The following is a 21,334-nucleotide window of genomic DNA, read 5'->3' as shown; positions in this document are numbered from 1 at the left end:
GCCCCCATCGTCGGGTGCGGGCGCGTCCTGAGCACCCCGGGGACGCACCACCCGGACGGAGGACGCCCGGTCGGGGCGCGCGGGCCCGGGCGTGGGAAAGGGCGCGGGTCCGGGCGTGGGAAGGGACGCGGGACGGGGGCGCCGTCAGGTGCGGACGCAGAGCTGGAACGTGCGCGGGGCGTCGTCCCGCACGCCCCACGTGTCCCAGGCGGTGGGCGTGACCCGGTACGTCGTCCCGCCCTGCGCGGCGAGCGCGTAGTTGCCCTGCGCCGTGAGGGTCCCCAGGTCGGCCCGCAGCCCGCGCGCCGCGAACCAGGCGACCAGCGGGGCGACGTCCACGTCCGCGCGCCAGCCGGCGTAGAACTGCGGGCTGCCCGTGACGCGGACCGTGGTGGTCAGGCAGGCCCACGCCCCGCTGCCCGTGACGCCGCCGGAGGCCTGCGCGTAGGTGAGCGCGGGGTCGTACGCCGGGGCGGGCAGGCCGTAGTGGCAGACGACGACGGTGGCGGTCCGGGACGCGAACACCTCGAACCCGGGCCGCGCCCCGACCGACACGACGCCGTCGACCGGCCGGTCCTGCCGGACGTCCGCCCACCAGGGGCTCACCACGAACCCGGCCCCCGACGTCAGGCCGTTGAACGGCCGCTGGCCGAGGTGCAGGTCGACCCGCCAGGCGGACCCGCTCGCCGCCGAGACGTCCACGGTGACGCACATCTGCGTGCCGGAGCTCGACAGCCACGTCCAGGTGAGGTCGCCGAACGTGGTGCCCGGGCCGGGCGTCACAGGGCCGGTGGGGACGCCGGCCGGTGCGGCCCAGGTCGCCGGCAGCGCCCAGGTGCCCACGGTGACGGCGACGCCGGCCACGCGCGCGGCGGCGTACGCGGGGACGGTGACGGTCGTGCTGTCCGCGGCGGCCAGCGTGACGGTCGTGTCGCCGGGGGCGAGCGCGGTGCCGTCGCCGGCGTAGAGGCGCAGCGTCGCGACCTGCCCGCGGCAGGCGGCGGGGACGCCGGACAGCACCACCTGGGTGGCCGTGCCCGCGCCGGACGCGGCGCCCGCCGCGGCGCCGAGGCCGGTGGCCGCGCACGGGCCGGCGGCCGCCGTGGTGACGGAGGCGCCGGTGACGGGGAGCCGGGCGGCGCTCGCCGGCTGCAGCGCGAGGGCCAGGACGGCGGCCACCGCGAGGAGCAGCGCGAGCGCGGCCACCGGGCGGCGCGCGGCGGGGGTCACGGGGCGCCGACCGGCGCGGGGGCGCGCTCGGCACCGGAAGGCGCGGCGTCGGCGAGCGCGGCGTCGGCGAGCGCGGCGTCGGCGGGCGCGGAGTCGGCGTCCACGGGGGCCCCGTCCGCGTCCGCGCCGTCGGCGTCCGCCCTGTCGGGGTCGCGCGGGGCCGGCCAGATCAGCACGCCCGCCGCGAGCACGAGCAGCGACGCCCACGCCCACGGGTCGAGCAGGATCGACGCGACCCTGCCGAGCCCCGGCACGTGCAGGCGCGCGATGCCCAGCACGTCGTCCTGGTGCGGCCGCCACGGGTCGAGGAAGTCGTTGTTGTCGCCCTGGAGCACCCAGCCGTCGGCGGCGTCCCCGCCGACCACGCGGTGGATGACCCGCCCGCGGTCGAGGCCCGGCGGGGTGTAGACGACGACGTCGCCCGCGACGGGGGTGCCGCACCGGGACACGACGAGGTCGCCCGTGCGGTACGTCGGCTCCATCGACCGACCGGACACGATGGTCAGGGTCGTGCAGCCGCCGAGCGTGCTGGGCCAGCCGAACCAGACGAGCACGCCGACGACCGCGGCCGTGCCGAGCCAGCCGACGGCGCCGCGGACGCGGTCCCGCCGGGTCGGCGGGGCGACCGGGGCCCCCGCGACGCCGCCACGGCGCACGCGGCCCACGAGCGCCCGGAGCCGGGCACCCCGCCTGCGTGCGGGCGCGCCGGGGCGCCGGCGCAGGGCAGGCGTGCTGCCCGCGCCGGCCGCCTCGGCGTGCCGGCCGCGGATGGTGCGCCCCGCGTCAGGACGCGATGACGACGGCGACGCCCTTGACGTCGGCCGCCTTCACGGTGCTGGGGACGGCGAGGGTGACGGTGCCACCGCCCTGCGCCACGGTGCCGGTGAGCTGGCCCAGCGACGTGCCGGCGCTCGCGTCGGCCGGGTCGGTGTTGAGCAGGTCGACCTTGACGGTCTGGCCGGCGCAGCCCGCGGCGACGCCGTTCAGCTTGACCTCGGTGACGGTGTAGCCCTTGGCGGAGGCGGCGAACGCGTTGGTGAACGCGACCGCGACGCCGTCCGAGTCGCAGGACGCGACCACGGTGGTGCCCGCGCCGAGTGCGCCGGCGGTCAGGTTGAGCTGTGCCGCGGACGCGAGGCCGAGACCGGCGATGCCGAGGCCGGCGACGGTCAGGGCGACGACCTTGCGGCGCACGGTGCGGCGGGGGGCGGCGGCCTCGTGCGCGACGGCGGGCGCGGGGGTGGTGACGACGGACATGGCACTCCTCGGGAGCGGCTCGGCAGGGGCGGGCGCGGCCCGCTGAGCCGGGAGGTGGGGGCGCTCGTCCGCGACGTCGGAGCAGGGGATCCCGGCGGTGCGGCTCGCGCACACTAGGGCCGCGCCGGGGTGCCCCGGAACGCGCTCTCTGGGTGGCAGCACCCGTGTGACTGCACGTCAACACCGACCTTGCAACATTTAACGGGACGATTCGGACAAAGCGGGTGGGTGAAAAAGTCGAGCCCGCAGGTCAGAGCGCCGCGCCCCGCAGCGATTCCACCGGAAGGTGCGCGACCACCTGGGTGCCGTCGCCGGGCACGGAGGTGACGCGCAGGTCGCCGCCTGCCAGCCGCAGCCGGTCCGCCAGCCGCGCGGTGCCGGACGGGGTGCCGGCGTCGTCGCCGAACCCGTCCCCGTCGTCGGAGACCCGCACCTCGACCGCGTCGTCCACCACCGAGACCCGCACGTCGACCACCTCGGCGCGGCCGTGCCGGAGCGCGTTGCTGATCGCCTCCTCGACGACGCGGACCGCGAGCAGCCGCTCGCTGCGGGTCAGCCGCGGGTCCGCCGGGTCGTCCAGGGCCCGCACCTCGTCGGTGACACCGAGCCGGGTGTTGACGGTGCGGGGGATGCGGCCGAGGAGCGCGCGGATCGCGGGCACCATGCCGATCTCGATCTGCTCGGGGTAGAGCATCCGGCTGGTGGTCCGGACGTCGGCCTCGCGCACGGTCTCGATCTGCTCGCGGACCTCGCGCAGCAGCACCAGGTCCTCGGGCGTGACCGCCCGAGGGGCCTCCGCGCCCTCGACGTCCCGGATCAGGCCGTCGAGCCGGGCCACGACCAGCACCAGGCGCTGCTGCATGCTGCCGTGCAGGCCCTCCGCGACCTCGCGCCGGACCCGCACCTCCTCGTGCTGCAGCGCCGCCAGCGCGAGCTCGATCTGCAGCCGGCCCTGCGCGGCCTCGGCGACCTCGGTGCGCAGCCGCCGCTGCGACAGCATCGCGGCCAGCCCCATGCTCGCGGCGATCCACGCGATCGTGGCGCCGCTGGCGAGCTCCGCGACGATCACGGACCGCGGCGGGTCGACGTACACGTCGAGCAGCAGCTGGAACGCGAACCGGACGCCGGACGCCGTCACGCCGGCGCTCAGCACGCCGACGACCATGGCCAGCGGGCCGCGCTGCGGCAGCGACACCCCGGTCGCCGCGAGGATGAGCAGCATCGAGGCGACGGCGGTCAGGTTGGCCAGGATCCGGTCGGTCACCGGGACGTCGCCGCCCTGGTTGCCGTACACCCACGCCGTCTGCACGGCCGCGCCGATCGCGAACGCGGTCATGACCGTGCCCGCCGCGAGCAGCAGGGCGCGGCGGTCGCCGCGGACGGCGGCAGCGTCCCGCGTCAGTCCGGTGGGCATGGGCCCCATCCTCTCGCACCCCCGCGGCACCGCGCGCCGCTCCCGCCCGGTGGCCCGCGGGGGCGCCATACTGTCCGCGATGTCCGGATCCGCAGCCCGCACCACCCGCGTCGTGGTCGTCGAGGACCAGCCCCTGTTCCGCTCGATGCTCGAGCTCACCCTCGGCGCGGCGGAGGACGTGCGCGTCGTCGCCTCGGTCGGCACCGTCAAGGACGGCGCCGCCGCGCTCCGCCCGGGCGCCGCGGACGTCGCCGTGCTCGACATCGACCTGCCGGACGGCAACGGCATCGCCCTCGGCGTGACCCTGCGCCGGCACCAGCCCGACCTCGGGATCCTGCTGCTGTCCGCGCACGACGCGATGGACCTGCTGCTCGACCTGCCGCCCGACGTGGCCGCCGGGTGGTCCTACCTGTCGAAGACCTCCTCGACCGACGCGTCCACCCTGGTGGCCGCGGTGCGCGCCGCCGCCGAGGGGCGCACGACGCTCGACCCGGCCCTCCTCGACCGGGTCGCCCCGCGGGCGGGCTCCGCCGTCGCCCGGCTGACCGACCGGCAGTACGCGGTGCTGCGGCTGCTCGCCCAGGGCCTCTCGAACGCCGGCATCGGCGAGGCGCTGCAGATCACCGAGAAGTCCGTGCAGAACCACATCAACGGCATCTACGGCACGCTCGGCATCGACGCCGACCCGTCGCGCAACCCGCGGGTGACCGCCGCGCTGCGGCTGCTGGAGGAGACCGGCCCGGTCGCCTGACCCCCTCGACGCGGGGCGGCGCCCCGGAGCACGATGGTCGCGCTGCACCGACCACGAGGGGGGACGCATGGAGCGCGCGGACGTCATGGGCTGGGTCGCCGCCTACGAGCGGGCGTGGCGGGACGACGACGCCGGGTCGCTCGGCACGCTGTTCACGGACGACGTGCGGTACCTGCGCTCCCCCTACGAGCCGCCGCTCGAGGGGCTCGCCGCGGTGCAGGAGTTCTGGCCGGACCCGACGCCGTTCACGATGGACGCCGAGGTGGTCGCGGTCGAGGGCGTGGCCGCCGTCGTCCGGGCCGAGGTGCGGTACGGCGGCGACGAGCCGCAGGAGTACCGCGACCTGTGGGTGCTGCGGTTCGCCGCGGACGGCCGGGTCGAGCACTTCGAGGAGTGGGCGTACTGGCCCGGGAAGACCTTCTCGGCGAGCGCCGGCTGACCCCCCTGTCGGCTTCGTGGCATCCGAACGGGTGAGCCGGTTGGCCCGCGCCCCGGGACCTGGTTAGAGTGGGCAACGCCCTCGGTCGCCTGCCCCCTGCGCGGCCGAGGGCTTCTTCGTGCCCGGCCGTGCCCGGGGCCGCGGGCGAGCCCGCGCGCCGGGGCCTCAGCGCTCGCGCCACTCCACGGCGCCGCAGAGCGTGCAGCGGGCGACGACCATCCCGAACCGCACCGGGCTCGTGTCGAGCTGCCAGCCCGGGCGGGTGCACGACGGCGCGTGCTCGGCCGGGTCGAGCGGGTGCAGCGGGCGGCGCAGGGCGGTGCTCGCGGTCATGGTGGTCCTCCAGTCGGTGTTGCCCGCCATGTTCGACCGCGATCACGCGGATGTGAGGGGTGCCGGCGGCGTGTCTGGGTGCTGCCACCCGGGTTTCGGCGAACCGCCGCCCGCCGGACACCGGGCGGCCACCGGGTCGACGTGCGCCGGCCAGGTCAGCGCACGAGCCGCTCCAGCAGCGGGAACTCCGGGTACGGCTGGTCCCAGTCCCCGAAGTGGCCGTCGTCCCGCACGACGAGGGTCCCGCCGAGCCGGTCGAGCAGCTCCCGCCCCTGGGTCGCGTCGCAGCCGTACGGGTCGACGACCGAGTTCACGAGAACCAGGTCGCCGGCGTGCGCGCGGATCCGGTCCCAGTCGTAGGAGTCCTGCAGCACCGGCTCGTCGGCGTCGTTCGGCCGCCGCCAGTAGCCCGCGACCAGCACGGCCTGCGCCACCGGCGCGTCCAGGTGCTCGAGCAGGGCGAGCAGCAGGGCGGCGCCGCCCGAGTGCCCGACCAGGACCGTGTCCGCGTCGAACGTGTGCGCCGCGAGCACGCGCGGCAGGAACGTCGCGACCGGCTCCACGTTCAGCTCCGGGTACGCCGGTCGCTCGACCGCGTAGCCACGGGCCTCGAGCCGCGCGGCGAGCCAGGGGTACCAGACCGCGTCGGGGTGGCCGCCGGTGCCGTGGAACACGATCGCGCGCGCGGGCATGGCGCTCAGTGTGGCGCGGCGCCGAGCTCGCGCGCCACGAACGCGACGGCCTCGCGGTCCTGCTCCGGGCCGCCCGACTCGTGGCCGTTGTACCGCCAGACCCGCAGCTCCTTCGGGCCGCCCCACGCGCGGTGCGCGGCCACGACGGTCGACGGCGGCACGACGACGTCCATCAGCGCGACCGAGAACCGTGCGGGCGCCCGGCCGCGCCGCGCCAGCCCGACCCCGTCGACGTAGGACAGCGTCCGCAGCACGCGCTCCTCCGCGCCGCGGTGCACGGCCAGGTACTCGACCACCTCGGCGTACGGCTTGCTGTCGGTGATCCCGACCGCCCGCGCGACGTCGCACAGGAACGGGACGTCCGCCACGACCGCCGCCACGTCCGCGAGCGCGCCGGCGGCGATCGCCATCGCGGCGCCCTGGCTCCCGCCCACCACGGCCACGCGGTCCGGGTCGACGCCGGGCAGCGCCCGGGCGGCGTCCACGGCGCGCACCGCGTCGGTGAGCAGCCGGCGGTAGTAGTACGTCCCGGGGTCCTCGATCCCGCGCGTCATGACGCCGGGGGCCTGCGGGCCGGTGCCCCACGGGTCCGGGGTGTCGCCGCGGCTCCAGCCCGAGCCCTGCCCGCGGGTGTCCATCTGCAGGTGCGCGAACCCCGCGGACGCCCACAGCAGGTTCTCGGTCGGGGCGCCGCGCCCGCCGCCGTAGCCGACGTACTGCACGACGACCGGGAGCGGGCCCTCCACCCCCGCCGGGCGGCGGTACCAGGCGCGCACCGGGTCGCCGCCGAACCCCGGGAACGTCACGTCCCAGACGTCGAGCGTGGTCAGCGGGGTCGGCTCGGGCACGAGCGCGGGCGGCGCGTCGTGCGCGCGGCTCTCCGCCAGCGTGCGCGCCCAGAAGGCGTCGAGGTCGGCGGGCTCCGCGAGGGCGCTCGCGTGCTCCCAGAGGGCGGGCTCGGGCAGGTCCTGGAACACGCTCAGCCCCGGGGGTCGTAGGTGACGGCGCGGACGCGCGCGACGGTCGCGGTCGGCCGCCCGGCGCTGGTCGCGTGCACCCCGGCCCACAGCCCGAGGAACCCGCCCGTCGCGACGGAGTCGAGGGTGCGGGCGTCGGCGGTCGCGACCAGCGCGGGCGCCCCGCCCCCGGCCGCGGCGAGCAGGTGCAGGTCCGGGCCGCGGGCCTCCAGCGCCAGCGTGAGCTCCGCGTCGGCGGGACCGAGGAGCGCCACCTCCCCCAGCACCCGCTCCGACGCGCCGCCGCGCACCTGCAGCACCCGGGCCGTCCGGGCACCGCCGGCCGCCGAGGTCACGGCCAGCCGCACGTGGTCCCGCTCGGACTGGCGCACGGCGAGGCCGACCTCCTCGCCCTCGGCGAGGTCGGCGGCGACCCGGACCACCAGGTCCGCGTGGGGGTGCGCCAGCCGCAGGCCCAGGAAGGCCGGCGCGTCCAGGTCCGCGAGCGTCGCCGGGCGCAGCGGCAGGTCCCAGCCGTCCCCGGCGGGCGTCGCGACGTCCGTCGGCAGCGCACGCACCCCGGTCCACCGCAGGTCCCCGGGGAGCACCGGCCCGGACTGCCGCCCCGACACGACCCGGTCGCCCGGCCAGCCCGGCACGTCCGGCGCGTCGACCACGGGCGGGATCCGGCCGACGCCGGGCGCGAGCACCGGCCAGCCGTCCTCCCACGCCACCGGCACCAGGAACGTCTCCCGGCCGAGCGGGTAGTGGTAGCCGCCGGACGTCCGCATCGCGAGCAGCACGGCCCACCACGAGCCGTCGGGCGCCTCGACCAGGTCGGCGTGCCCCGCGGCCACGACGTCGACGCCGCGCCCGAGGTGCCGGTGGGTGAGCACGGGGTTCGCCGGGTCGCCCACGTACGGGCCCTCGATCGCGTCGGCGCGCGCGACGCACACCGCGTGGTGCACCTCGGTCCCGCCCTCCGCGGCCACCAGCAGGTAGCGGCCGTCGAGGCGGTACAGGTGCGGGCCCTCGGCCCAGACGGCGCCGCGGACCGCGCCGGTCCAGATGACGTGCTCGGGCCCGACGAGCTGCCGCGCCACGGGGTCGAGCTCGCGCAGCCAGACCTCGGTCTGGCCGGGCCACTCCGGCTCCCGGGCCGGCCGGGTCGCGAGCACCCAGGCCCGGCCGTCGTCGTCGAAGAACAGCGACGGGTCGATGCCGTCGCCGCCGATCCACGCCGGCTCCGACCACGGCCCGGCCGGGTCGGTGGCGGTCACGAGGAAGTGGCCCAGCCCGGGCCGCCGGTCGTCGGCCGCTCTGCCGTCGGCGCGCTGGTCGACGACCGTGCAGACCACCCAGAACAGCCCGTCGTGGTGCCGGATCGTCGGCGCGTACAGGCCGCTCGACGACGGCAGCCCGGACAGGTCCGGCGCGCCGTGCACCACGTGCCCGACCGGCTCCCAGTGCGCGAGGTCGCGGCTGCGGAGGACCGGCAGGCCGGGCAGGTACTCGAAGGTCGACGTGACGAGGTAGAAGTCGTCGCCCACCCGGCAGACCGACGGGTCGGGGTGGCAGCCGGGGAGGACGGGGTTGGCGACCGCGGTCACCGCGCGGAGACCTCCACGTCGACCACCCGCGGGTCGGCGGCGGTCACCTCGTGCACCCCGCCGGTCACCGTGAGCACCCGGCGCTCGGTGGCCGTGCCGGGCACCTCGCGCTCGGCCCGGGCGCGCGTCATCCGGATCGCGCCGTTGGTGCCGGTGACCTCGGCGGAGCGGGCCGCCGCCTCGGCGTGCGACGCCACCCACACCTGCACGTCGCCGGGCTCGACGACCCGGACGAGCCGGCGGTCGGCGAACGCGAGCCGCGACGTCGGCACCCGGAACGTCACCCGGCGCGACTCCCCCGGCGCCAGGTCGACCCGGGCGTAGCCGAGCAGCTGCGCGACCGGGCGCGTGACGGTCGCGACGACGTCGTGGCCGTACAGCTGCACCGTCTCGGTGCCCGCCACCGCGCCGACGTTCGTCACGGTCACCGCGGCCTCGAACGTGCCCGCCGAGTCGACGGACGCGTCCACCGCGAGGTCGCCGTACGCGAACTCGGTGTACGCCAGGCCGAACCCGAACGGCCGGACCGGGGTCGGGTCGGTCGACGTGACGTCGGACGGCCCCCCGAGCACCGGGTGCAGGTACCGGTAGGGCTGGGTGCCCGCGGACCGCGGCAGCGACACCGGCAGCCGGCCCGAGGGGTGGACGGCGCCGGTCAGCACGTCGGCGATCGCGTCGCCGCCGCCCTCGCCCGGGAAGAACGCCTGCAGCACCGCCGCCGGGGCGCCCACGCCGTCGAGCGCCCAGCCGATCGCGTACGGGCGGCCGGTGAGCAGGACCAGCACCACCGGGGTCCCGGTGGCCACGACCGCCTCGACCAGCTGCCGCTGGACGCCCGGCAGCTCCAGCGAGTCGGCGTCGTTGCCCTCGCCGACCGTGCCGCGGCCGAACAGGCCCGCCTGGTCGCCGACCACGACCACCGCGACGTCCGCGGAAGCGGCCGCCTCGACCGCCGCCGCGAACCCGGAGGTGTCCTCGCCCTCGACCGCGCAGCCCTCGGCGTGCACGACCTCGACGGCGTCGCCGTCGCCCGCGAGCGCCGCCGCCAGCGCCTCGCGGACGCTGCGGATCTCGAAGCCCAGGGGCAGCCCCGGGTGGTGCGCGAGCACGTGGTTGGCGAAGGAGTAGCAGCCCATGAGCGCCTCGGGGCGGTCGGCGTTGGGGCCGACGACGGCGACGCGGCGGGCGCGACCGGGCGCCTCGGCCGGCGCCAGCGGCAGCACGCCGTCGTTCGCGAGCAGCACCACGGACTCCTGGGCCAGCCGCCGCGCCAGCGCCCGCTGCTGCGGGGAGTCGAGGTCGACCGTCGCCGGCGGGTCGTCCGCGAACGCGTCCGGGTCCAGCAGGCCCAGCTCCTCCTTCTGCGCGAGCACGCGCAGCACCGCGCGGTCGACGAGGCGCTCGTCCGCGAGGCCCGCGCGGATCCGCTCCGCGAGCGGCTCCAGGTAGGCGTCGCCGGTCGGCAGCTCGACGTCGATGCCGGCCTCGAGCGCCTGCGCCGCGGCCTCGCCGCGGTCCGCCGCGACCCGGTGCATGACCTCGAGGAACGCGACGGCGAAGTAGTCGGCGACCACGACGCCGTCGAAGCCCCACCGCTCGCGCAGCAGGTCCGTGAGGTACTCCGCGCTCCCCGCCATCGGGACGCCGTCGACGTCGACGTACGCGTTCATCACCGACCGGGCGCCGCCGTCGCGGACGGCCATCTCGAACGGCGGCAGGTACACGTCGAGCAGCTCGCGCGGTCCGGCGCTCACCGGGGCGTGGTTCCGGCCGGCGGCCGAGGCCGAGTAGCCGGCGAAGTGCTTGAGGGTGGCGTGCACCCCCGCCTCCTGCAGCCCCTGGACGTACGCCGTGCCGATCGTGCCGACCAGGTACGGGTCCTCGCCGATGCACTCGTCGACGCGGCCCCACCGCGGGTCGCCGACGACGTCGAGCACGGGCGCGAGCCCCTGGTGGATGCCGAGCTCGCGCATCGACCCGCCCATCGCCCGGGCGGCCTCGCGCACCAGCTCCGGGTCGAAGGACGCGCCCCACGCCAGCGGCGTCGGGTAGGTCGCGGCCTGCCAGGCGGCCAGCCCGGTCAGGCACTCCTCGTGCACCAGCGCGGGGATGCCGAGCCGGGTCTCCCGCTGCAGCCGGCGCTGCTCGGCCCAGAGCCAGGCGGCCCGCTCGACCGGGTCGACCGGGCGGGTGCCGTAGACGCGCGTGTAGTGGCCGAGTCCGTGCCGCGTGACCTCGGGCAGCGCGCCGGAGTCCTTCTGGCCCGCGGCCATCTCGGACTGCATCGGGGCGACGGTGCCGTTCTGGTCGAGCCAGTAGCCGACCAGCTGTGCCAGCTTCTCCTCGAGCGTCATGCGGGCGTGCAGGTCCCGGACCCGGTCGGACACCAGGGGCATCGCGGGCACGGGCACGGGGGTGGTCGCCGCGGGGCGGCCGGTTGCGGTGGCGGCCGCCGGGGCGGCGGTGCCGGTGAGGTCGGACACGCGGGGTGCTCCTGTTCGAAGGCGTGCGAGGTGGCGGGCACGGCGCGCCGCGGCGGCGAGGGGCCGCCGCGGCCGCCGGCCTCAGCCCTTGACGGCGCCGGTGAGACCGCCGACGATCCTCCGCTCGAAGAGCGAGAAGAAGATCAGCGCGGGGATCATGGACAGCGACGTGAACGCCAGCACCCGGGCGGTGTCGACGGAGTACTGCGAGGCGAACGCCTGGACGCCGAGCGGCAGCGTGTACCGGCCCTCGTCGTTGAGGATGAACAGCGGCAGCATGTAGCTGTTCCAGCTGGCCACGAACGCGAGGATGCCGACGGTGACGACGCCCGGCACCGACAGCGGGACCACCATCCGGAAGAAGAACCCGAGCCGGCTGGCGCCGTCGATCGAGGCGGCCTCCTCCAGCTCCTTCGGGATCGCCCGCAGGAACGGGACCAGGATGATGATGGTCGTCGGCAGGGCGAACGCGATCTGCGGCAGGATGATGCCGGCCAGGCTGTTCATCAGCCCGAGCTGCCGGATCATGAGGTACAGCGGGGTGATCGCCACGGTCATCGGGAACATGAGCCCCGCCGCGAACAGCGAGTACATCGCGCCGCGGCCCCGGAACTCGTACCGGGCGAGGACGAAGCTCGCCATGACGCCGAGGATGACGACGCCGATCGTCGTCGCGACGCCGCAGATCGCCGAGTTGAGGAACTGCTGCCAGAACAGCGAGCTGGTCAGGACGTCGACGTAGTTGCCGAACTCCCAGGTCGTCGGGAAGCCGGACGGGTCGACCGTGATCTGCGAGTTGGTCCGCAGGCCGCCGAGCACGATGTACGCGACGGGCCCGATGCAGACGCCGACCAGCAGCCAGGCGACGACGTAGACCAGCGGGTTGACGCGCTCGAGCGAGCGGCCGCGCCGGCGGCGGGGCTCGGGGCGCGAGGCGGGCAGCGGCGGCGCCTGGAGCGCGGTGGCGGCCATCACTTCTTCCTCTCGGTGAGCGCGCCCTCGGTGTCCCGGCGGAGCACGTAGCGCTGGTAGGTCAGCGCGATGACCAGCGAGATGAGGAACAGCACGACCGCGACGGCGTTGCCGAAGCCGTAGTTCCCGGCCAGGCGGCCGTTGGACACCATGTAGGTCGCCATGGTCGACGTCCCCGCGGTGGCCGACACGTACTGGCCCCAGATGATGTAGACGAGGTCGAACAGCTGCAGCGAGCCGATGATCGACAGGAACGCCCAGATGCGGATGGTCGGGCCGAGCAGCGGCAGGGTGATCGCGCGCTGCGCCTGCCAGTAGGACGCGCCGTCGATGGCGGCGGCCTCGTGCAGCTCCTCGGGGATCGACTGCAGCCCGGCGAGGAACAGGATCACCGCGAAGCCGATGTACTTCCACGTGATGATCAGCATGAGCGACCAGATCGCGACGTCCGGGTCGGCCAGCCAGTCGACGGCCCAGCCCTCGAGCCCGATCTTGCCGAGCAGGTCGTTCACCGCGCCGGTGGTCTGGAGCATGAGGCTCCAGCCGGTGCCGACGATCACCTCGGAGATGACGTACGGCACGAAGATCAGCACGCGGATCAGGGAGCGCCCGCGGATCTTCCGGTTGAGCAGCAGCGCGAGCACGACCGCGGCGGGTCCCTGCAGCAGCAGGGACATCACCACGATGAACGCGTTGTGCCGGAGCGCGTCGTGGAACGTCGGGTCCTGCAGGATCGTGACGTAGTTCTGCAGCCCCACGAAGTCCGTCGGCGGGCCGAAGCCCTTCCACTTGAAGAACCCGTAGTAGGCCGCCATCACGACGGGGAAGATGACGAAGGCCAGGAAGACCAGGATGGCCGGGCCCGACAGCAGCCCGATCTCGAGCCGCTGCCGCCAGCTCCCCCGCCGCCGGCGCGGCCGGGGTGCCGGGGACGGCGCCGTCACGGCACCGTCCCCGGCCGCCGAGCGACCCTCGGGCGACGAGATGACCAGCGGGCCCGTGCCCTGCGAGTCGCTCATGGTCGTGCTACTCCTTGGCCGCCGCGGCGTTGACGGCCTCGACGATGGCGTCGGGGCTGCCGCTGCCCGCGAGCATCTCGACCACGCTGGTGTTCAGGGCGTTGCCGACGTTCTGGCCGAACAGCGTGTCGAGCCAGACCGTCACGTAGCCGGCGTCGTTGTAGGAGGCCAGGACCTCCTGCAGGGCGGGGTCGGTCACGACCGACTGCGCGTCCTTGCTGGCGGGCAGGGTCACGAACGCCTCGGCGTAGCCCTCCTGGTTCTCCTGCTCCGCGATGAAGTTGAGGAAGTCCGCGCACGCGGCCGGCGCGTCGACGAAGCAGGTGAATCCGTCGACGCCGCCCATCATCGCGGTCGGGTCGCCGTCACCGCCGTCGACCGCCGGGAAGGGGAACCAGCCGAGGTCGGCCAGCGGCTGCTGGTCCGGCGTCAGCGAGGCGATCACGCCGGGGTTCCAGGCGCCCATGAGCTCCATGCCGGCCTGGTGGTTGGCGATCATGCCCGCGGACGAGCCGGCGCCCTGCTGCGCGGTGGTGGTGAGGTAGCCCTCGTTGAACGGCTCGGTGCCCGCGAACTCCTGCAGGTCCTCGCCCGCCTTGGTCCAGCACTCGTCGTCGAACGACATGTCCTTGGCGGCCTGCGTCATCGTGTCCTGCGAGCACTCGCGCAGCGCGAAGAAGTAGTACCAGTGCGCGGCCGGCCAGGCGTCCTTGGCGCCGAGCGCGATGGGCTGGACGCCCGCCGCCTTGAGCTTGTCCACCGCGTCGCCGAGCTCGTCGATCGTCGTCGGCGTCTCGGTGATGCCGGCCTGCTCGAACAGGTCCTTGCTGTAGTAGATGCCGCCGGGGAGCACGGCCGTCGGCACGCCGTAGACCGCGCCGTCGACGGTGAACGCCGACAGGGACGCCTCGCCGAGCGCGTCGCGGGTCTCCTGGGTCAGCGCGTCGCTGAGGTCCATCGCCTGGCCCGCCTCGACCACGTCGGCGAGCTTGCCGCCGCCGCGCGCCATGAAGATGTCCGGCGCGTCGCCCGAGTTCAGGGCGGTCTGCAGCTTCCCGTCCATGTCCTCGTTCTGGATGGACTGGATCGAGATGGTGACGCCCGGGTTGGCCTCCTCGAAGGCCGCGACGGTGTCCTCCCAGTACGCCTTGCCGTCACCGGTGGTCGAGTTGTGCCAGAACGTCATCGAGACGTCCCCGCCCTCCTCGCCGCCGGAGCCCGAGTCACCGCCGCCGCAGGCGGCGAGGGTCATGGCTGCCACGATCGCCGCGGCCGAGACCGCCAGCGTCTTGCGTGCCTTCATGATCTGCCCTCTTCGTTGAGTTGACCGTGGTCCTCCCCCGCCGGGGCCGGACCGGTGTGCTGCGCGGTGGCTGGCCGCCGCGCGCCGTGCTCGTCGTCGGCCCCCGCGACTGCGAGGGGGCCGGGTCTGGCGCCTCATCGCTGAGGCGCAGAGCGACTTTCGCAGTCCGGTCGGCGACGTGTCAACCGTTGTCGATAACGTTTTAGTGACTATGGTGTGGGCCATGGCTCGCCGGGTGACGATCACGGACGTCGCCCGCGAGGCGGGCGTCTCCGTGGCCACCGTGTCGAAGGTCGTCAACCAGCGGGACGGCATCGCGGCGGGCACCGCGACCCGCGTGCAGGCCGTCGTGGACCGGATGGGCTACGAGTCGAGCATCGTGGCGCGCGGCCTGCGCTCGCACCGCACCGGCGTGGTCGGCGTGCTGGTCGCGGAGTTCGAGCCGTTCAGCGCCGAGATCCTCAAGGGCGCCGGCGCGGCCCTGCGCGGCACGGACCACGCGCTGCTCGCGTACACCGGCGGCGGCTCGGGCCGGCCGGGCTGGGAGCACCGGTACCTCGCCCGGCTCAGCGGCACCCTGATCGACGGCGCCGTGCTGGTCACGCCGACCGTCCTGCACGCGGGCGCGTCGGTCCCGGTGGTTGCGGTCGACCCGCACGCCGGTCCCGGCGGGCTGCCGACGGTCGACTCCGACAACCTGCACGGCGCCGAGCTCGCCACCCGGCACCTGCTCGACCTCGGCCACCGGCGGATCGGGTTCCTCGGCGGCCGCCGGGACCTCGAGTCGTCCCGGCTCCGCGAGGCCGGCTACCGGCGCGCGCTCGCCGCGGCGGGCGTCCCGGTCGACCCCGCGCTGATGCACGTGGCCGAGTACCGGCGGGACGCGGCGGACGCGCCCACGGCGGCGATGCTCGCGCTGCCGGACCCGCCGACCGCGCTGTTCGCGGCCAACGACCTGTCCGCGATGGGCATCCTCGACGCCGCCGCGCGCCTCGGGGTGCGGGTGCCGGAGGACCTGTCGGTGGTCGGGTTCGACGACGTGCCCGAGGCCGCGGCCACGACGCCGCCGCTGACGACCGTGCGGCAGGAGATCCAGGGGATCGGGCGGGCCGCGGTGGCGATGCTGCTGGGGCTGCTCGCCGGCGACGGCGCGGGCGCGGGGCCGGGGCACGTGCGGCTGCCGACGCACCTGGTCCGGCGCGGCACGACGGCCCCGCCGCGCGGGCGCGCCTGACGCGCCGGCGCGCTTGGCGCGCTCGCGGGCCTGGCGCGCTCGCCGAGTGGGCACGGGACACGTCGAGTGGGCATCCACGGGATGCCCACTCGACGTGTCTGTTGCACAGTCGGCGCGGGTGGCTGGGCGGTGCCGCCCGCTGAGTACCTGTGAGTGCGATCCGCTCGCCGATAGCGTCCACACGCATGACGGATCAGGCGCCGGCGCCCGGACGCACGCTGTACGTCTTCCTGGACGAGTCCGGCAACCTGGACTTCTCCGGCCGCGGTACCGATCACTTCGTCGTGTCGGCCGTCTACACGACAGAGCCGTGCCGATCAGCGGCGGTGATGCAGGCGCTGAAGTACGACCTGCTCGGTTGCGGGAGCACCGACCTGGACTTCCACGCCACGAACAACACCCGTGGCACCCGGTTGCGGGTATCCGGCGCGATCACCACGCTCAGTGGCACGATCGCCGTGCACACGCTCTGGATCGACAAGCACCTCGCGCACCCGTCGCAGCATGACGACGTCACGATGATGAGCTTCTTCGGCACCGCGATGGGACGGTGGATCGGCAAGGCCGTCAGCGGCGATCACACCCAGGTGGTGATGGTGTTCGACTCGGTCCTCACGGGCAAGAAGCAAGGGGCGTTCAAGGCCGCCGTGAAGCCGGCGCTGAAGCAGCTCGGCATCCCGTTCCGCGTCGCGTTCCACCCGGTGAAGTCGGACCTGAACGGCCAGATCGCGGACTACTTCTCCTGGGCGTGGCTCCGCTACGTCGAGTCCGGCGACCCGAGCGGCGTGGATGCGTTGGCGGGGATCCGGTGGACGCGCTTCAACCTGTACCAGCGCGGGACGAGGCGCTGGTGGTGAAAGAAGGGTGACCACCCCGCCTACCGTGCGGAGAACCCAGGGGTTCTTGTCAGCGGGGTGGAACGTTTGGCCCAGCGTATCGATCCGGAGCAGCGGCCGTCCACGGCACTTCGCCGAGTGGGCACGGGACACGTCGAGTGGACATCCCCGGGTTGCCCACTCGACGTGTCGGGTACCCACTCGGTGCGAAGTGACCGGTCAGGCCGGGCCGACCACCTGGAGGGCCGCCCAGGCGCTGACGGTCGCGAGCGTCGTCCAGAGCACGATCGCCACCGCCTGCCACAGCAGCACCCAGCCCTTGCGCACGCCGGACGCGACCAGCGTGGCGGCCGTGATCTGGGTGGGCAGCGCGAGCGGGCCGAGGATGCTGGCCCCCGGCACGCCGAACCGCACGAGGTAGCGGCGCAGGCGCTGCTTGCCCTTCGACTCCGGCCGCGCCGGCGCCTCGGCCACGGCGGTCGCGGCCCCGCCCGCCGTGCCCGCGCCCGCCGCGCCCGCCGCCGTCCCGCCGGCCGTCCCCCCGGCGGCCGCCCCCTGCGCGGTCGTCGAGGGCGCGGCCCGGCGGGCCGTCACCCGCTGGCGGACGCCGGAGCCGAGCAGCACGACCCCGAGCACGGACAGGAAGTTGCCCGCGGCGGCGGCCAGCGCCGCCAACACCGGGTTCAGGCCGCCGAGGACGCCGAGCATCGCGCCGACCTCGCCCTCGACGAACGGGACGGCGCCGGCCAGCGCGACGACCAGCGGCTGGACGAGCTCGGGGACCTGGGCGAGCAGGTCCTGCAGGCTCTGGACGACTCTCTCGATCGCGTTCACGGTGCGGCTCCCTCGATGGTGGGGTGGTGCACGGGCGCGCTCGCCCCGGGCGCCGGCTCGACGGCCGGCGCCCTGCGGCGCGGTGGTGGGTGGTGCGGGGTCGGGACGGTCAGCGGTCCGGGGCGACGGCGGCCGCGGTCACGGCCGTGGTCACGAGCACGGCGACGACGGAGCGGCGCACCGCCTCCGCGGCCTCGGCCGCACCCCAGTCGGCGTCCTGCAGGGCCCGGCCGCGGTCGTGCACGGCGCCGGACCACGGGATCTCGCGGTGCAGGGCGGGCAGCGACCCGCTCGCGGACAGCAGGCCCGCGAGCGCGGCGGTCCGGGCGTCGGGCTCGGCGCCGTCGACCAGCGCGGCGCGCACGCCGGCCACGAGCTCGGCGCGGCGGGGCGTCCCGCCGTCCGCGAGCGCGGTCACCGGCAGCAGGCCGAGCACCGTGCGGCGCTCGGTCCGCAGGTGCCCCCGCTCGACCAGCCGGTCGACGGTCGCGGGGCGCAGGACGGGCCCGGTCTCGACGATCAGCTGCTGCACGTCGACCGGCTTCCGGGCCGCGCGCTCCCACGCGGGGCGCAGCAGCTCGTCGGCCGGCGGCTCGTCACCGACCGCGGTGACGGGACGCCCGCGCCACGAGGACGCCGCGGCGACCCGCACCCGGTCCTGGACGGCGAGGTCGACGAGCACGGCGCCGGCGAGCACGTGGAACAGCGGCACCCCCTCGCCGTGGAACACGCCGTGCCGGCGGTCGAACAGCAGCAGGAGCAGGTCCTCGGCGAGCGTGGGAGCGGCGGGGTCGTGCGCGGTGCCGGTCATCGGTCCTCCTCGTCGTCCGCGGCGGCCTGCGCCCGGATCTCCTCCGCGCGGGTCAGCGCCCGCAGCTGGGCGGGGTTGTAGAGGTGCGCCATCGCGGGCACGACCGCGCGGCGGGCGAACGCCGCCCCGCGCGTGCCGAACGCGCCGACGTCACGCACCGAGGCGTACTTCTCGCGGGCCTCGGCGATGACCCGCGCGAGCCGCACCGCGAGCGCCTCGACGGTCGCGTCGTCGGCGTCGGCGGGCAGCGCGTCGAACTCGTCGTCGCCGTCCGAGCGGGTCTGCATCATGTCCCGCAGCTCGGCCATCGCGCGGTCGTCGAGCACGCGGGAGTAGATCAGCAGCATCGCCCGGTCCGCCTCCGACAGCTGCCCGGCGACCGCCGCGAACCCGTCGGGCACGTCGACCGGCGCCCGGGCGCTGAGGACGACGGCCAGCTCGGCGCGCACCCGCTGCAGCCGCTCGATCGTCGCCGCCAGCTCGGCGTCCAGCACGCGGATGGCGTCGTCCGGGTCGGCGTCCGCGCCGCAGAGCGCGGCGATCTGGGCCAGCGGCAGGCCGAGATCGCTCAGCCGCTTGATCTGCAGCAGCTTCACCAGGTGCGGCACGCCGTACTGCTTGTAGCCGTTGCCGGCGCGCTCGGGCTCCGCGAGCAGGCCGACCTGGTGGTAGTACCGCACGGCCTTCACGGTGGTGCCGGCGAGCTCGGCGAGCTGGCGGGTGCTCCACGCCCCGCCCCGCGCCTCGGATCCGTCCATGGGACCAGTGGAAACCGTGCCCCCGGGGCAGGGTCAAGGGGCACGGTTCGCGTGCCGTCGGAGCCCCCTGTCGGATTCGAACCGACGACCTGCTGTTTACAAGACAGCTGCTCTGGCCAGCTGAGCTAAGGAGGCGGGCGCGCACCGCAGCGCGCGCGGCGACCAGCCTACCGGCCGCCCCGGGGCCCGTGACCGGCGGCTCACGGCTGGGGGTCCAGCGCGTCGTACCGCCAGAACCCGCGCTGCGCCCGGACGAGCAGCCAGAGGATCACGACGCAGGCGAGCCCGCCGACGACGGCCGCGCCGCCCTCGCCGAGCGCGCCCGACGCCCAGCCGAGCAGCAGCTCGCCGAGCCGCGGCCCGCCGGCCACCACGACGACGAACACGCCCTGCAGCCGCCCGCGCATGTCGTCCGGCGTCGCGGTCTGCAGGATCGTCTGCCGGAACACCGCGCTGACCGCGTCGGCGGCACCCGCCGCGGCGAGCGTGACGACGGCCAGCGCCAGCGCCGCCCACAGCACGTGGTCGGGCTCCGAGCGGCCGGCCGCGACCAGGACCGCGCCGAACGCCGCGACCGCGAGGCCCCAGACGGTGATGGCGACGACGATGATCCGCCCCTGCCAGCGGACCCGGGCCAGCCCGCCGGAGAACAGCCCGGCGAGCATCGCGCCCGCCGCGACCGCGGCGGTCAGCACGCCGGCCGTCGTCTCGCCGCCGCCCAGGTAGACCAGGCCGACCGCAGGGAACAGCACGCGGGGCGACGAGGTGATCATCGCGACCAGGTCGACCAGGAAGGTCATCCGGACGTTCGGCCGGGTGCCGAGGTAGCGCAGGCCGTCGAGCACGGACGCCAGCCCGGCGCGGGCGCGGCGGTGCTCCGACGGCTCCGGCAGGATCGGCGGCAGCCGCAGCAGCGCCGTGAACGCGAACGTGAACAGCACCGCGTCGAGCGTGTACACGATCCCGTAGTCGAGCAGCGCGACCAGGCCGGCGCCGAGCAGCGGCCCGAGGGTGAGCGCGACGTTCCAGCCGACCGTCTGCAGCGCGTTCGCCGCGGGCATCAGCCGGGGCTCGAGCAGGCGCGGGATGATCGCCGACCGCGCGGGGCTGTTCACGGCGCCCGCGCCGGACTGCAGCGCCACCAGCGCGTACAGCACCCCGACGTGGGTGTTCTCCGACCAGCCCTGGATCGCGAGGCCGACGGTGGCGACCCAGCTGACCGCCGACGCGACCAGGGCGACCTTCCGGCGGTCGGCGTGGTCGACGATCGCGCCGCCGTACAGGCCGAACACGACCAGCGGCACCAGCGCGCACAGCCCGACGACGCCGACCGCGAAGGTCGACCGGGTCAGCTCGTAGACCTGCAGCCCGACCGCGACGACCGTCAGCTGCGCGCCGAGGTTGGCGACCGACAGGCCCCACCACAGCCGGCGGAACTCCGGGCTGACGCGCAGCGGGGTGAGGTCCACGAGCAGGGAGGGCACCGCGGGAGTCTACGTGGCGACTACACGCACCTCCCGCGGCGCCCCGACCGGTCAGCCGATCGCCTGCAGCAGCGCCTCGGGGTCGGTCCAGTTCTCGGTCCACAGCTCGCCGTCGATCGTGATCGTCGGGGTGCCGAAGCTGCCGCTCTGCGCGTTGAACAGGGCCTCGTTCGCGGTGACCTCGTTGGTCGCCGACGTCACCCACTGGCCGAACTGGTCGAGCGCCGTGCCGTCCGCGATGTCGTCCGCGACCGCGCCGGCCACGCCCGCGTCGCGCGCGATCTGCGCGATCTCCTCGTTCGTCAGGCCGTTCGTGCCCTCGTCGGGCTGGCCCGCGAACAGCTGCTGGTTGAACGCGGCGAACTGCTCGGGCGCGTCCTGGGCGACCAGCGCGGCCGCCGCCGCGGCGCGGGTCGAGTAGCCCGTGCCGTTGGAGAACCGGTTCAGGATCGACACCGGGTGGTAGACCACGGTGGCCTCGCCCTCGGACGCCAGCGAGATCAGGTTGTCGCCGTTCGACTCCTCGAAGGCGCCGCACGCGGGGCACATGTAGTCGAGGTAGACGTCGACGCGCGTGACGGCGTCGTCGACCGCGCCCACGCCCTCGGCGCTCACCGGGATCCCGCCGTCCTCGAGCGCCACGCTCGGGACGACCGCGACCTCGCTCAGCGGGGTGTCGGGGTACTCGGGCAGGGCCTCGGCGTCGTCGGGCTGCTGGGCGATGATCACGACGATCACCGCGATCAGCGCGACGACCGCCGCGCCCAGGATGCTGATGCCGAGGATCTTGTTCCGCCGGTCGCGCTTCGCCTGCTGCTCCCGCAGGACGCGCGCCTGCTCGCGCGCGGCGTCGCGGCGCTCGTTCTTGCTGGGCCGGCCCTTGCCGGGGCTCGGGGTGCTGCTCATGGTCCTGCTCTC

21 protein-coding genes and 1 tRNA gene are annotated in these 21,334 nt (G+C 75.4%); 4 read left to right on the top strand and 18 right to left on the bottom strand.

Annotation, left to right across the window (positions count from 1 at the left end; genetic code table 11):
- Positions 1 to 144: 144 nt before the first annotated feature.
- The 4 genes from Cpa01nite_RS04200 to Cpa01nite_RS04185 form a co-directional block, all read right to left on the bottom strand.
- Positions 145 to 1,230: a hypothetical protein gene (locus Cpa01nite_RS04200; RefSeq protein ID WP_203667491.1), complete on the bottom strand. Its 1,086-nt coding sequence runs from the start codon at positions 1,228 to 1,230 to the stop codon at positions 145 to 147.
- Positions 1,227 to 1,886, bottom strand: a complete 660-nt coding sequence (locus Cpa01nite_RS04195; protein WP_203667490.1) for a S24/S26 family peptidase — start codon at positions 1,884 to 1,886, stop codon at positions 1,227 to 1,229. The genes Cpa01nite_RS04200 and Cpa01nite_RS04195 overlap by 4 nt, the downstream gene beginning before the upstream one ends.
- A gap of 127 nt (positions 1,887 to 2,013) precedes the next feature.
- Positions 2,014 to 2,487 (bottom strand): hypothetical protein, encoded by a 474-nt coding sequence (locus Cpa01nite_RS04190; RefSeq protein WP_203667489.1) that lies wholly within the window; start codon positions 2,485 to 2,487, stop codon positions 2,014 to 2,016.
- 250 nt (positions 2,488 to 2,737) lie between these two features.
- Positions 2,738 to 3,901, bottom strand: coding sequence for a sensor histidine kinase (locus Cpa01nite_RS04185; protein ID WP_203667488.1), 1,164 nt, complete (start codon positions 3,899 to 3,901; stop codon positions 2,738 to 2,740).
- Positions 3,902 to 3,980: 79 nt separating this feature from the next.
- On the opposite strand from Cpa01nite_RS04185, the gene Cpa01nite_RS04180 reads away from it, so the two are divergent.
- Together Cpa01nite_RS04180 and Cpa01nite_RS04175 are read left to right on the top strand one after the other, a co-directional pair.
- Positions 3,981 to 4,652, top strand: a complete 672-nt coding sequence (locus tag Cpa01nite_RS04180; protein WP_203667487.1) for a response regulator transcription factor — start codon at positions 3,981 to 3,983, stop codon at positions 4,650 to 4,652.
- Positions 4,653 to 4,719: 67 nt separating this feature from the next.
- Positions 4,720 to 5,091 (top strand): nuclear transport factor 2 family protein, encoded by a 372-nt coding sequence (locus tag Cpa01nite_RS04175; RefSeq protein WP_203667486.1) that lies wholly within the window; start codon positions 4,720 to 4,722, stop codon positions 5,089 to 5,091.
- Between the two features lie 165 nt (positions 5,092 to 5,256).
- On the opposite strand, the gene Cpa01nite_RS04170 is transcribed toward Cpa01nite_RS04175, so the two are convergent.
- The 8 genes from Cpa01nite_RS04170 to Cpa01nite_RS04135 all read right to left on the bottom strand — a co-directional run bounded on the left by Cpa01nite_RS04170 (position 5,257) and on the right by Cpa01nite_RS04135 (position 14,459).
- Entirely contained in the window at positions 5,257 to 5,424 is a 168-nt protein-coding gene (locus tag Cpa01nite_RS04170) for a hypothetical protein (protein ID WP_203667485.1), read from the bottom strand.
- 155 nt (positions 5,425 to 5,579) lie between these two features.
- Complete coding sequence (locus tag Cpa01nite_RS04165; protein WP_203667484.1) at positions 5,580 to 6,116, bottom strand: RBBP9/YdeN family alpha/beta hydrolase; 537 nt, start codon at positions 6,114 to 6,116, stop codon at positions 5,580 to 5,582.
- 5 nt (positions 6,117 to 6,121) lie between these two features.
- Positions 6,122 to 7,099, bottom strand: a complete 978-nt coding sequence (locus tag Cpa01nite_RS04160) for an acetylxylan esterase (RefSeq protein ID WP_203667565.1) — start codon at positions 7,097 to 7,099, stop codon at positions 6,122 to 6,124.
- Positions 7,096 to 8,682 (bottom strand): glycoside hydrolase family 43 protein, encoded by a 1,587-nt coding sequence (locus Cpa01nite_RS04155; RefSeq protein ID WP_203667483.1) that lies wholly within the window; start codon positions 8,680 to 8,682, stop codon positions 7,096 to 7,098. The genes Cpa01nite_RS04160 and Cpa01nite_RS04155 overlap by 4 nt, the downstream gene beginning before the upstream one ends.
- On the bottom strand, positions 8,679 to 11,078 hold the full coding sequence (locus Cpa01nite_RS04150; RefSeq protein WP_203667564.1) for a beta-xylosidase/alpha-l-arabinosidase: 2,400 nt from the start codon (positions 11,076 to 11,078) through the stop codon (positions 8,679 to 8,681). The genes Cpa01nite_RS04155 and Cpa01nite_RS04150 overlap by 4 nt, the downstream gene beginning before the upstream one ends.
- A gap of 168 nt (positions 11,079 to 11,246) precedes the next feature.
- Positions 11,247 to 12,137 (bottom strand): carbohydrate ABC transporter permease, encoded by an 891-nt coding sequence (locus tag Cpa01nite_RS04145; protein ID WP_203667482.1) that lies wholly within the window; start codon positions 12,135 to 12,137, stop codon positions 11,247 to 11,249.
- Complete coding sequence (locus tag Cpa01nite_RS04140) at positions 12,137 to 13,156, bottom strand: carbohydrate ABC transporter permease (protein ID WP_203667481.1); 1,020 nt, start codon at positions 13,154 to 13,156, stop codon at positions 12,137 to 12,139. Before Cpa01nite_RS04140 ends, Cpa01nite_RS04145 begins: the two co-directional genes overlap by 1 nt.
- A 7-nt stretch (positions 13,157 to 13,163) precedes the next feature.
- Positions 13,164 to 14,459 (bottom strand): extracellular solute-binding protein, encoded by a 1,296-nt coding sequence (locus Cpa01nite_RS04135; RefSeq protein WP_203667480.1) that lies wholly within the window; start codon positions 14,457 to 14,459, stop codon positions 13,164 to 13,166.
- A gap of 223 nt (positions 14,460 to 14,682) precedes the next feature.
- On the opposite strand from Cpa01nite_RS04135, the gene Cpa01nite_RS04130 reads away from it, so the two are divergent.
- Positions 14,683 to 15,693 carry a LacI family DNA-binding transcriptional regulator gene (locus Cpa01nite_RS04130; RefSeq protein WP_203667479.1) on the top strand — a complete coding sequence of 337 codons (1,011 nt, stop codon included), beginning with the start codon at positions 14,683 to 14,685 and terminating at the stop codon, positions 15,691 to 15,693.
- Between the two features lie 185 nt (positions 15,694 to 15,878).
- Positions 15,879 to 16,550 (top strand): DUF3800 domain-containing protein, encoded by a 672-nt coding sequence (locus Cpa01nite_RS04125; protein ID WP_203667478.1) that lies wholly within the window; start codon positions 15,879 to 15,881, stop codon positions 16,548 to 16,550.
- Between the two features lie 198 nt (positions 16,551 to 16,748).
- On the opposite strand, the gene Cpa01nite_RS04120 is transcribed toward Cpa01nite_RS04125, so the two are convergent.
- From Cpa01nite_RS04120 to Cpa01nite_RS04095, 6 genes are all read right to left on the bottom strand, one after another.
- Positions 16,749 to 17,363, bottom strand: coding sequence for a small multidrug efflux protein (locus tag Cpa01nite_RS04120; protein WP_203667477.1), 615 nt, complete (start codon positions 17,361 to 17,363; stop codon positions 16,749 to 16,751).
- Positions 17,364 to 17,472: 109 nt separating this feature from the next.
- The gene (locus Cpa01nite_RS04115) at positions 17,473 to 18,174 is read right to left on the bottom strand and encodes a GOLPH3/VPS74 family protein (protein WP_203667476.1); all 702 of its coding nucleotides are present in this window, start codon (positions 18,172 to 18,174) and stop codon (positions 17,473 to 17,475) included.
- Positions 18,171 to 18,932 carry a MerR family transcriptional regulator gene (locus Cpa01nite_RS04110; protein ID WP_203667475.1) on the bottom strand — a complete coding sequence of 254 codons (762 nt, stop codon included), beginning with the start codon at positions 18,930 to 18,932 and terminating at the stop codon, positions 18,171 to 18,173. The genes Cpa01nite_RS04115 and Cpa01nite_RS04110 overlap by 4 nt, the downstream gene beginning before the upstream one ends.
- A 61-nt stretch (positions 18,933 to 18,993) precedes the next feature.
- Positions 18,994 to 19,067 (bottom strand) — tRNA-Thr (locus Cpa01nite_RS04105).
- A gap of 65 nt (positions 19,068 to 19,132) precedes the next feature.
- Positions 19,133 to 20,416: an MFS transporter gene (locus Cpa01nite_RS04100; protein ID WP_203667474.1), complete on the bottom strand. Its 1,284-nt coding sequence runs from the start codon at positions 20,414 to 20,416 to the stop codon at positions 19,133 to 19,135.
- A gap of 51 nt (positions 20,417 to 20,467) precedes the next feature.
- A complete protein-coding gene (locus Cpa01nite_RS04095) occupies positions 20,468 to 21,322 on the bottom strand; it encodes a DsbA family protein (RefSeq protein ID WP_203667473.1) in 855 nt (284 codons plus the stop codon).
- Positions 21,323 to 21,334 lie beyond the last annotated feature (12 nt).

It is taken from the genome of Cellulomonas pakistanensis (genome assembly GCF_016862755.1).
In the GTDB taxonomy this organism is placed as follows: domain Bacteria; phylum Actinomycetota; class Actinomycetes; order Actinomycetales; family Cellulomonadaceae; genus Cellulomonas; species Cellulomonas pakistanensis.
Note: the sequence above shows the minus strand (reverse complement) of the source record. Positions and strands in the feature narration are given on the sequence as shown.

Excerpts from the sequence above, each read along its gene's own strand:
- Cpa01nite_RS04190 (WP_203667489.1), bottom strand. The coding sequence starts at position 2,487 with ATGTCCGTCGTCACCACCCCCGCGCCCGCCGTCGCGCACGAGGCCGCC.
- Cpa01nite_RS04185 (WP_203667488.1), bottom strand. The coding sequence starts at position 3,901 with ATGCCCACCGGACTGACGCGGGACGCTGCCGCCGTCCGCGGCGACCGC.
- Cpa01nite_RS04180 (WP_203667487.1), top strand. The coding sequence starts at position 3,981 with ATGTCCGGATCCGCAGCCCGCACCACCCGCGTCGTGGTCGTCGAGGAC.
- Cpa01nite_RS04175 (WP_203667486.1), top strand. The coding sequence starts at position 4,720 with ATGGAGCGCGCGGACGTCATGGGCTGGGTCGCCGCCTACGAGCGGGCG.
- Cpa01nite_RS04170 (WP_203667485.1), bottom strand. The coding sequence starts at position 5,424 with ATGACCGCGAGCACCGCCCTGCGCCGCCCGCTGCACCCGCTCGACCCG.
- Cpa01nite_RS04165 (WP_203667484.1), bottom strand. The coding sequence starts at position 6,116 with ATGCCCGCGCGCGCGATCGTGTTCCACGGCACCGGCGGCCACCCCGAC.
- Cpa01nite_RS04150 (WP_203667564.1), bottom strand. The coding sequence starts at position 11,078 with ATGCCCCTGGTGTCCGACCGGGTCCGGGACCTGCACGCCCGCATGACG.
- Cpa01nite_RS04145 (WP_203667482.1), bottom strand. The coding sequence starts at position 12,137 with ATGGCCGCCACCGCGCTCCAGGCGCCGCCGCTGCCCGCCTCGCGCCCC.
- Cpa01nite_RS04140 (WP_203667481.1), bottom strand. The coding sequence starts at position 13,156 with ATGAGCGACTCGCAGGGCACGGGCCCGCTGGTCATCTCGTCGCCCGAG.
- Cpa01nite_RS04135 (WP_203667480.1), bottom strand. The coding sequence starts at position 14,459 with ATGAAGGCACGCAAGACGCTGGCGGTCTCGGCCGCGGCGATCGTGGCA.
- Cpa01nite_RS04130 (WP_203667479.1), top strand. The coding sequence starts at position 14,683 with ATGGCTCGCCGGGTGACGATCACGGACGTCGCCCGCGAGGCGGGCGTC.
- Cpa01nite_RS04125 (WP_203667478.1), top strand. The coding sequence starts at position 15,879 with ATGACGGATCAGGCGCCGGCGCCCGGACGCACGCTGTACGTCTTCCTG.
- Cpa01nite_RS04115 (WP_203667476.1), bottom strand. The coding sequence starts at position 18,174 with ATGACCGGCACCGCGCACGACCCCGCCGCTCCCACGCTCGCCGAGGAC.
- Cpa01nite_RS04110 (WP_203667475.1), bottom strand. The coding sequence starts at position 18,932 with ATGGACGGATCCGAGGCGCGGGGCGGGGCGTGGAGCACCCGCCAGCTC.
- Cpa01nite_RS04095 (WP_203667473.1), bottom strand. The coding sequence starts at position 21,322 with ATGAGCAGCACCCCGAGCCCCGGCAAGGGCCGGCCCAGCAAGAACGAG.